The sequence below is a fragment of the Flavobacterium sp. 90 genome, from assembly GCF_004339525.1.
GTDB lineage: Bacteria > Bacteroidota > Bacteroidia > Flavobacteriales > Flavobacteriaceae > Flavobacterium.
In genome coordinates, this window is the sequence record NZ_SMGE01000001.1 from 5,886,278 (window position 1) to 5,897,057 (window position 10,780).

At 31.1% G+C, this 10,780-nt stretch carries 8 protein-coding genes; 2 read left to right on the top strand and 6 right to left on the bottom strand.

Annotated elements, in window-relative coordinates:
• Window positions 1-16: 16 nt before the first annotated feature.
• Window positions 17-952 (bottom strand): toll/interleukin-1 receptor domain-containing protein, encoded by a 936-nt coding sequence (locus C8C83_RS23995; protein ID WP_121331054.1) that lies wholly within the window; start codon window positions 950-952, stop codon window positions 17-19.
• A 151-nt stretch (window positions 953-1,103) separates the two neighbouring features.
• Between C8C83_RS23995 and C8C83_RS24000 the strand changes: the two genes are divergently transcribed.
• Together C8C83_RS24000 and C8C83_RS24005 are read left to right on the top strand one after the other, a co-directional pair.
• A complete protein-coding gene (locus C8C83_RS24000) occupies window positions 1,104-1,997 on the top strand; it encodes a retron St85 family effector protein (RefSeq protein WP_121331055.1) in 894 nt (297 codons plus the stop codon).
• Window positions 1,998-2,185: 188 nt separating this feature from the next.
• Window positions 2,186-3,145: a retron St85 family RNA-directed DNA polymerase gene (locus C8C83_RS24005; protein ID WP_121331056.1), complete on the top strand. Its 960-nt coding sequence runs from the start codon at window positions 2,186-2,188 to the stop codon at window positions 3,143-3,145.
• Window positions 3,146-3,420: 275 nt separating this feature from the next.
• Here the strand turns inward: C8C83_RS24005 and C8C83_RS24010 are convergent, their stop codons facing one another.
• The 5 genes from C8C83_RS24010 to C8C83_RS24030 all read right to left on the bottom strand — a co-directional run bounded on the left by C8C83_RS24010 (window position 3,421) and on the right by C8C83_RS24030 (window position 10,597).
• Complete coding sequence (locus C8C83_RS24010) at window positions 3,421-4,845, bottom strand: amino acid permease (protein WP_121331057.1); 1,425 nt, start codon at window positions 4,843-4,845, stop codon at window positions 3,421-3,423.
• 179 nt (window positions 4,846-5,024) lie between these two features.
• Window positions 5,025-7,022 (bottom strand): hypothetical protein, encoded by a 1,998-nt coding sequence (locus C8C83_RS24015; RefSeq protein ID WP_121331058.1) that lies wholly within the window; start codon window positions 7,020-7,022, stop codon window positions 5,025-5,027.
• 1 nt (window position 7,023) lies between these two features.
• Window positions 7,024-8,109 (bottom strand): S8/S53 family peptidase, encoded by a 1,086-nt coding sequence (locus C8C83_RS24020; protein WP_121331059.1) that lies wholly within the window; start codon window positions 8,107-8,109, stop codon window positions 7,024-7,026.
• A gap of 2 nt (window positions 8,110-8,111) precedes the next feature.
• Complete coding sequence (locus C8C83_RS24025) at window positions 8,112-9,008, bottom strand: hypothetical protein (protein ID WP_121331060.1); 897 nt, start codon at window positions 9,006-9,008, stop codon at window positions 8,112-8,114.
• Between the two features lie 2 nt (window positions 9,009-9,010).
• On the bottom strand, window positions 9,011-10,597 hold the full coding sequence (locus tag C8C83_RS24030; RefSeq protein WP_121331061.1) for a hypothetical protein: 1,587 nt from the start codon (window positions 10,595-10,597) through the stop codon (window positions 9,011-9,013).
• Between the last annotated feature and the right edge of the window lie 183 nt (window positions 10,598-10,780).

The following is a 10,780-nucleotide window of genomic DNA, read 5'->3' on the forward strand; positions in this document are numbered from 1 at the left end:
TCTGACTTCAAATTTTCTATGCAGCTAAAGCATAATTATTTTCCCCTCCAATTGGCGTTCTTCTCGGTTTGCGATTTAAATTATTGACAAAACGAATAATTTTTTTCTCTAAATCAACTTCAACTTGATAATACTCTTTAGAATTAATATATAACTCATCTCTAATCCTTTTGTCAATAGTAATTTTCAAATCATCCGTCCTATATCCCGCAAAGTGTCCATAACTTGAGTAAGGCATATCAGATTCAATTCTAATTTTCTCTCCGAGTTCTAATTTAAAAACTCTTTTTAAACTTTCTGGTAATAAAAAAGGTCTTAAATTTTCAACATTTTCTTCACTATTATCTTTTTTATAAATCAAGTTCTGATATTTTAACTTCGATTCTACTGTATTGAATCCCACAAGTTCATAGTTCCCCCTATGTATTGAATGCGAATGTGACTCAGTTATTTCTTCGGAGGATTTTATTGTTTTTATTATTTCTGCTTTCTCATTTGAATTTATTGCTTTAGAAGAACTTCTTATTGCCTTCACTAATTTTAAAAAAAAACTTTCAAAACCATCTGAAATAAATTTTATTCTATTAGGGTCTGAAGCTGGTAAAACTACCTCTTCGGATAAATCAGCATATAATAAATCTTTTAATTCTTCAGGGATTTCACATTCTCTATATTTCACTGGTATAATTTTTTGCATTAAACCTGTTCGCTGATTAGAAATTGCTTTATTTAATTCAAACTTTACCCAATCTGATTTTACCGAAGTTGGTGAAAGAATTATGACTAGATGAGATGAAGTATTTAAAGCATTCTCTAATTTCGTCACTAAACTATCTCCTAAATCCAGTTGATCTTCGTCTAACCAAATTTCAATACTATTTTCAACTAAACAATCTTTTAAAGTTCGTACAAATTTTTTGTCTACACTACTATGAGAAATGAATACTTTCATATATTTGTTTTTATTTCTTCACTAATTTTTCAGAACACCAAGTGTAAGAAAAAAAAACAAGTAATTATTTTTTTGTTTTAAAATTTTTATCACTAATAGGAAAATTTAGTTGCGAAAAAATCAACAATCACTGTAATCATAAAATATAAAAATGGATGATATTTCAAAGGATGATTGCATAAAGTTATCTAATAAAATTAGAGAAGATATTTATAAACCTGCAAATACGTTTAAAACAACAATCTTTTTATGTGGTGCCGACATATATCAAAAAGATAAAATCCGATACCAAATTGCAGAAATAATGAAGAAAAATTGGCAATTTTCTTACACATATGACATTATATATCCCGAAGATATTTTTGATGAACTTTTACATAGTTCAAAAAAAAGAGATTTATTATCCCTAGAAGGATTATTAGCTGATAGCGTTGATGCAATAGTTTTAATACCCGAAAGCCCAGGATCCTTTGCTGAACTAGGTGCATTTGCAAATGATGGAAAATTACGAAAAAAAATAATATGCCTAGTTGATAAAAAATATAAAAAAGATAAAAGTTTTATTAATCTAGGACCTTTAAAACTTGTAAAAAAAGAGAATCCACATGGAGTTATTTTTATCGACCCAAATAATATTTCAAATGAAATGGGTAAGTTGTTAAATTCTTTAAAAAAAATGAAAAATACCAGCTTAAAAATGAGTAATGTAATTTCTCTATTACAAATTGATAATTTTTTACTACCCTCTATATATTTGTTAGAGCCTATCTCAAAATTAACTCTTATTAAACTGGTAGAGGTTGCAACTCAAGATGATTTAAATTCATTTCAAGTAACTACTACAGCTTTAACAAGTTTAACAAAAAAAAGATATGTTGAATTAACAAATACAGGTTATAAACTTACTAATCTAGGACTAGAGAATTTTCTAAAATTTAGAACTAATAGTAAAAAAAATATTAGAAAAAACAAAACTGTAGAAATTGATAATTTACGTTTAGAAATACTAAATTTGAAAAATAGAAATAAAAAATTAAGGATATAGGGAAAAATGATTTTAGACGCATTTTGTTTTATACATTTATGCGAGTGGCTGTTGTTCCAACAGCCGAGTTTTAAGCTAACTTTTATTATCACGAATTTTAAACAGAAAATCCCGTAGGTTTTCTATTTAAAATTCACTCAAAAATTTTGATGTAAAATATTTTCCCTATACCTTTTTAACAAATATAAATGAGTAACAACGGAATTATCAAATTAAACATGTTTGGATTACCAGTAATTCAAACCCTAGATGATTTTTCATTTATTTCGCATATTTCAAAATATACTATATATCAACTTTCTAAAAATTCTGATTATTATTATAAAATATACTTCATAAAAAAGAAATCAGGAAAACATAGGAAAATTTGTCAACCTAGTAGAAAGCTAAAAGGATTGCAATCGTGGATTCTTGTAAATATTCTGGAAAAGATAAAGGTTTCAAATTCTTGTAAAGGTTTTGAAAAAAATTCTTCAACTTTAGATAATGCAATACCACATGCAGGAGCAAATACGATATTAACTTTAGATTTGAAAGATTTTTTCCCATCTATCACAAGTAACCAAATATTTAATATTTTTAAAACTCTTGGATATAATGATCTAATATCCACTGTTTTTACCAATATATGTACATTTGACGGTTGTCTGCCTCAAGGTAGCCCCTGCTCTCCAAAATTAGCAAATTTAACTGCATGGAAGTTAGATTCAAGGATACAAGGTTACGTGGGCAAAAGAGGAATTAGTTATACTCGTTATGCAGATGACTTATCATTTTCAGGATTAAATCCGGTAAAAGTGGTAAATATTATACCTATGATAAAAGAAATAATTGAAGACGAGAATTTTTTAATTAATAATTCTAAAACTAGAATTTCAAGTTCAGGAAGAGCTAAAATTGTGACAGGTTTAGTAATAACGGATGAAAAAATAGGTATTGGCAAAAAAAAATTTAACAATGTCAGATCAAAAATTCATCATTTATCAATGCCTAGAGAAAATGGTAATATTAAACTACTTAATGAAGTACAGGGCTGGCTCTCATATTTAAATAGCGTTGATCGTGAAAGATTAATTAAAACGCAAAAATATATTGACCATTTAAATCAAAAATATCCGAACTCAATGATAAAATTTTTAGTAAAATAATATTTTGTTAAGACCTGAATCGTAAATTATTTATTTTAATTTATTTATTGAAAAAAAACTCATTGATATATCTAGTGTAACAACCATAGTCACCATTTTACTACTATAAATCAATTTGATTTCCAAAGATTTAAAAAAGCTTTCCTGAACTACTTTGTTTCAAGCAATTTCCTAAATAAATCATCAATAAAACAAAAACATAACATTAAAAAAAGGCATTGAAAATCAACTACAAATTGATAATCAATGCCTTTAAAATAATATATAAAATCTACTTATTCTTTCGCTTTAAGAACTTTAAAACATATAAAAAGAATCCCTAACCAAATAGGAATTAATTCTACGGATAACTTCATATTTGTGATCCACATGATGGATAAAATACCAAATAAAAACACAAAACAGATATAATTACTTACCGGATAAAATAAAGAAGGAAACTTAGTTTTTGTGTTTTCCTTGTCTTTCGAAAGTCTAAATCTTAGATGCGTATACGAAATCATAACCCAGTTAATAACTAAACAAGACACTACCAGAGACATTAAAATACTAAAAGCTTCTTCGGGCATTACTTTATTGATTAAAATACAGATCGCTGCAAAACACGAAGAAATTAAAATAGCATTAATGGGTACTGCATGTCGGTTTAGCTTCTTTAAAAACTTAGGCGCACTACCCTGATCTGCTAAACCGTATAACATACGCGAATTACTATATACACTACTATTATACACGGATAAAGCGGCAGTTAATACAATTAAATTAAGCACATTAGCAATAAGTTTTGTGAAAAATATTTTGGTGCCAAATAGCTCAAATTCCATTCCGTTTAGGTTTTGAAAAACCATTACAAATGGGCTGCTATCTGTAGTAATTTGTCTCCAAGGTGACAAAGCAAATAAGATTACCAATGCACCAACATAAAATATAAGGATTCTATAAATAACCTGATTGGTCGCTTTCGGAATGTTTTTTTCAGGATTTTCGGCTTCAGCAGCGGTAATTCCAATAAGCTCTAAACCTCCAAAAGAGAACATAATAAGCGCCATTGCAGATAATAATCCTTGAAAATCACCCTTTGCAGTTTTCTCAAAGAAACCTTTTGGAAAGAAACCTCCATCGTTATACAAATTATGAATTGTAGCGTGTTCTCCTCCTGTTCCGCTTATTAGCAAATAAGTACCAAAAAGTATCATTGCAATAATGGCAACAACTTTTATAATTGAAAACCAGAATTCTGTTTCTCCGTAAACTTTTACAGAGGCAAAATTCAGAGCATTAATAACCAGAAAGAAAAACAAACTAGATGCCCAAAGCGGAATTTCGGGCCACCAAAACTGCACATAAACACCAATGGCTGTAAGCTCAGCCATACTCACTAAAATATATAAAATCCAATAATTCCAACCCGATGCAAAACCGGCAAAAGAACCGCAATATTTATAAGCAAAGTGACTAAAACTTCCAGAAACAGGTTCTTCGACAACCATTTCGCCAAGTTGTCTCATTATAAAAAAAGCAATAATTCCTGCAATAGCATATCCTAAAATAACAGATGGTCCTGCTAATACCGCTGCCGGACCAATACCAAGGAAAAGTCCCGTTCCTATTGATCCGCCCAAGGCAATTAACTGAATATGGCGATTTGTCAGCCCGCGTTTAAGCTGATTATCTTGTACGTTTTCTTGTGTGTTTTTCACAAATTAGATTTTTAAGCGAGTAAAATATACCCACAAATGTATAAACAGCGAATATAAGTTAAAAAAGGAATCCTGCAAAGCACGCATTATACCAAAGGAATATTTATTTGTCTTTGTGAAGGCAAAACAAATAAAAACAGCAATTTATTTACAGGAATACTTTTAGCTAAAAACCAGAACTAATTTTGTGTATATAAATTAAAAAAAGGAATATCCACCACGAGGTTCAATCCATATCTTACATAATAATTCTTATCTACATTGATGTCTGTTGCTGTAACTTCTCTCAATTGCGGACCTAATTGTGCGCCTACACCAACCGATATAGGACATTTTCCAAAGCCCAAATAAAAATATAAACCTGGTGAAATAATATTTGAGAGCGTAACCTCAGAAGCAACTTTACTGCCATCATCTCCAGCTCTAAACGCAGCTACAGCACCAACGTCTATTAAGGGAACAAAAATGGTAAAACTTTTACCTCCTACATCAACAATATTATCGCCCTTCCCTCTTGTTCTAGGCTTTTTATCACAACCAAATTTCCAGATATTTCCCCAACTGAAAGCTATACCTACCGGAGCTGTAACGCCGTATGAAAATGCGTATCGATCCTCCTTCTTAAAAGTAGGCATATATTCAGCACCGACAAATGGCCCTATGTAAGCATTCAATGAAATATTAAAATCTGTTTCTCGCTTAATAGATGAACTGCCAACAGGCAATACTGCTGTTTCAATAGCCGCTTTAACTTCGTCAGAACTTTTGGCTTCTACAATATTGGCCATGAAAGTTCCGTATTTGATATATTTTTCTTTTAATTCAGGATTTATACCTTTTATTTCAGGAAGCAAAAGCGAAGTGTGCAATATCAACGCACTGTAGTTTTGTGATTTAATATCATAACACAGGTTTGTAGCGGCGTCAATAACCGTTACAAATTTTTTAATATCAGCAGTTAACTTTGAAGCAGTAGAATCTATAGCTGGATTATTAGGAAGCAGTTGAACAGTTAATTTCAGAAAATCAGAAATAGAAGATGCATACTCGGCATATTGTATTATTGAAGGTTGTTCACTTTTTTGTGTTATAGCTATAATGCTTTTTGTATTATCAGCTACACTACTCGCTTTTAGAGCAATATTTCTAAACGATTCAATAAACTTACGACCAGCCGGATCTTTCCATTTCGTATTTAATTCTGTTAAAAAACTTTGCAATGTAATTGATAGCGTTTTAAACTTAACTGGACGACTGCTATTCTTATCTGCTTCATAAAGCAATCCGAAATAGATTCTTAATGTAATATCATCTTTTATTAAGTCGTTAACTTGTTGTTTTGTAATCCAAACTCTATCATCGTCATTGCTTCTTAAAGATTTTGAGATTAAATTAACAAACAGGATTGCATTCGAAAAATTATCCTCAGGTTCACATGCTTTATCATTTGCAATCTGATCTATAATATCGGCAGTATTAGTTCCTTTAATAATTTCATCTGCTGTAATTATTGCGGCACTGATAGATCTGCCAGAAATACTATCTTTTAAAAAATGAGATATGGCATCTGCTCGCACTTTTATTATTTCATCGGTCCCATAACCTTCATAGCTAGACGTTTCACGTAAATTTAGAAGATTGGAACTAATAGCATTCAAATCTTTTTGAAATGAAGCTCTCAAAGCAGGTAACATTGCTGCATAATTATAGGCTGCTATATTATTTATAACACTTACAGTAGTGGGAAAAACAATTCTTGCTTCAGGATACTTACGCAGAAAATCTTGAAACTTTCTAAAAAAAGCAACGTTTAATTCCTCTTTGCTGCGTTCTACTAAAAATTTGGCAAGACCGTCAGCAAAGTTTGTGACATCAAGATTACCAACAGAGGAAAAAAAATTGCCTTTTAAATATTGATTATCTTCTCCTGCTGGTGCAGAAACCGATAGAAATGGGTTTCCACTAAAAACTGTAGCTATTTGGTTTTCTGTTAATTCAGCATCTGGAACATAATTTCTTAATATTTGATAAGCAGCAGGATTTTTTGTGACGACGACTTTGTTATTAAATATAACAGGTTTTAATTCAGCGAGTTTTTTCGCATCATAGTAGATATTTTGCCCATGTCCTGCACTAAATATTAGTACCGTGATAATCAATATTGAAATTTTCTTCATATTAAAATTTTAAAGGATTTAAGAAACTATACGAATCCGAATAATTACCTGATAAAGATTTTATTAACAATAAAACATCTGCCTTAGATGAGTTTTTATCTAATTGTTTGGTCGAAAAAAGTAATGCAATTATGGAAGTTATTACAGAAGTTGCCCAGCTTGAAGACACATCATTTGTTTTTGAATAGTCAATTCCATTTCCTTTAAATGATGTATAACCAAGAATAGGTAATAAAAAATTTAAACGAGAATCAATTTTAGCGGCATTATTAGCAAGAAACTCAAGTGATGCCGTACCAACCGAAACCGCGTTTTCGCTGTTTACTAATGGACAATTATCAATTTTTCGAAGTGTTTCATTCGTGCCAGCAGAACAAACAAAAAATACATTTTCTAAATCTTTGAATTTATCAAGGGCAAATTGTAAACTATCGTCTATGTTATAACTAACATTTATAATTACTTTGGTGTCTTTAAATAAAGAAATACAATTAATAAGTTTCTCATAATATTTATCATCCATTATCAAATTTCCATTCACATCATTATAGGTTAAATCTAGAATCGTAGCTGCAGAGCAAATTCCTTTTATAGTTGAAGTTGCATTAGAGCCAATTATGCCTGCTATAAAGTTGCTGTGTGACAATGGTACCTTTTCTGTAAGAATATTACCTGGTCGTAATATATTTTCGAATTTCAAATTCGTGCTAATAGGAAGATCTATAATTCCAATAACCGAATTTATCCCCTTTGTTTTTTTGATTTCTTCAGGAATATTCAAAAGGAAATTATAGTCTATAACTTGTTTAAGGTTTGTTCCGTCAAACCGTTCATCAATATACTTCTGAACATTTACACCCGCCTTATTTATAGTTGGTTGAAAAGATGAAACATCTCCACTTACCCACTTATCACTTACCCAACCATCTTCTATTTTATGCCAAACACCCAAGATGTTTTCATGTTGCTCAGTACTTTCATGAATAGAATCTTTTACAATAACCCCTACAACATTACTTTTCTTCGCAAAATCAATTACGGGAGTTTTACGAACGTTGAGTTTATTTGCTGTGACTACTACTTTCATAATTATATTCCTTTATTAATCCAGTTCAGAAACTGCAAAACACTATTGGCATAATTTTCCGCCTTTTTTCCGCTGCCATTATAAGCTTTAATGGTATGAAAGAGATCATTTGTATTATTTTTCCATTTGCTCATAAGTTCCTTCATAACCTTTTCAATACAATCATCAATAAAATACCAGCGTTTTTGTTCGAAAAAAGCTTGATCTGTTTGGATATGCTGCAAATCATACTGAAAAAGTCCATAACCTGCATATACCCAATGTTTTGGTCCCCAACCTCTTAATGCTCTTGTTTTATTAGCTTCTGTGATAAGTTCATTTGCTAGCGTCTGTCCGTATTTTTTTATAAAAGCTGCTGTATTTTCAGGAAACGCTTTTCGGGTTCCATTAGCATCACCACTGGCATCAAAAACACAAAAGCTTAATATCTCTTCAGGTGTATATTCATTAATCCATTTATAAATATAAATAGCAGTCTCTTTGCAAACAATTGCATAAAGTAATTGTTTTGTAAAAGGTGTATTCTCTACAGCAGTTTCGCATTTAGAGCCAAAATGTGTTTCCATCCACCTTGCTACCTTCAAACATTGTGTTTCATTTAGCGGTAAGTCTTCCGGCGGAGCTTTTGGCAATCCAATAGTTGCTTTACCTAAATTGCTATTAGTTACAGGAGAAGTATTGTTTGTTGAAGTCAGCGAAATAACGTCAAGTCCTTCTCCCCAATAATAATATCCGCTTTGATCACAGTACCACTTACCCAGAATATTTGTTAACTTTTCTTCCCCTTCGAATATGTGTCCCTTGAAAACTGCTCCTTTGATATTTGATTTATCATTAAAATCAGTTATCGGACCTGTTCGTTTATTCAATTTATTTACGATTACTTTTAACTGTGCCATAATTAACCAACAGCCTCCTCACCTGAATTGTTATTATTATTTGTTACCGGACTTGTACTGTTAGAATTTGAACCCGTTCCATTTGGCTTCCCTCCCGTTGGATCAGGATCTGTAGTTGGAGAAGCTTTAGATCCGGCACCGCGAACACTAATTAATTTGCTAAGCAGATCAAACCAAAACGGAGCGCCTAAAGTCAACGCTAATGCTGTTATCAGCCAACCCATAATAGTTTCCCATTCTCCTTTTTGATAGGAACTATACTGCAACCATTTAGCATCTTGTATTATGGGACATCGCTTGTTTAAAACGATCATTTTATTTAAAGTATCTTTGAACGTCGTTAAGCTATCAGAATGGTTTTCTTTCAATTTATTAGTTACCGTATCTTTCTCTTTTTTTAACTCTAGAATATCTTCATTCAGTTTTTTAATATTCTCTTTAAAAGCCGGAATAATAAGTAATGAATCTTTTGTTTTTATTTGTTTATTGAAACTGTCAAGTGTTATTAAAGAAGACTCAATTAATGCGATTTTTTTCTGTAAAACGCTTATGTTTTTCTTTACTTGTAATGCATCTTTATCACATTTAAAATACTTTTCACAAGTAGTACACGAATCCTTCCAGGGTCTACCTAAACCCATAATACTCTCCGCTTCCTTAGCATCCTTAGCCACCATTTTATAAGTATTTTGAAGATCTGTCTCATTTTGTGGCAGTGTTCCTTTTCGAATATGATCAACAGTACCGGCATAATTTCCCTGATCTTTAATAGCCATTTGAACAAGCTGTTCTCTTGCAACTTTATCTTTGCTCAGAATTCGGTGAATAGCAATCGTGTCCACATTAAAAGTACAAGCCATTATAAAACCAATAACAAACAACAAAACTCTGGTATATCTTCTATACCAACCCGTCGTTCTCTCCATTGTATCGTTGAACCATTGTTCCAGCATTGCTTTAAATAAATCAATATCCGCACCCGATTCCTGCCAAAGTGATCTTAGAAAAAAAGCTGTATTGGGATTTATTTCAACAGTTTGAGAAGCTGTTATTGTGCCAACTTGCTGAAGATTTTTTTCTTCAATTAATAGCTTAAAAGCCGGATTTGACTTATCATCTTGAGCATTTCCGCTACTAATAGGTAATTTATAAATTCTACCTTCTTTTATCGATTGATTTATGGTTTGTATTGCTTGTGATTCAGGCTTATCGAAGCCTTTTAATAAATCGATAATTACTTTCGAAAAATTAGCTGCAGTCAAATAAGCCGGTTTACTGTAGTAGTTATCTTCTCCCAGATATTTAATTAATGGGTGTGCATAAAACCAAACTGCTACTTTCTTGTTTTTAAGCATATTGACTAATCCAAACAAATGAAGTGTTCCATATATCCTATCATCAATAAAAGAAGACCACGTTACTTTTGTTTTGCCATCTTCCAACATTCTAAGAATGGCTTTCTCAAGCAGTTTTGCTCTAAAAGAAAATCTTACGGCAATCATTTCCTGAACTATTGTTGCTAAAAGACTATACAGCAAGAAGATGAAAGTAAGTCCAATAAAAACATCAAGGGCGACATTATTTATCATATCGAGAGTATTTAGATATTTATAAATATTAACTTTTATGAATGAGACCAAAATTGCAAACAAATCTGATTAATAGCATCTCTCCAACTAAATGAAAATATGTCAAAAAAATACAGAATCCATTATGCTTTCTTACATAATATACAAATTAGCCAAACCACATAAAAAGCTAAAAATCAAATA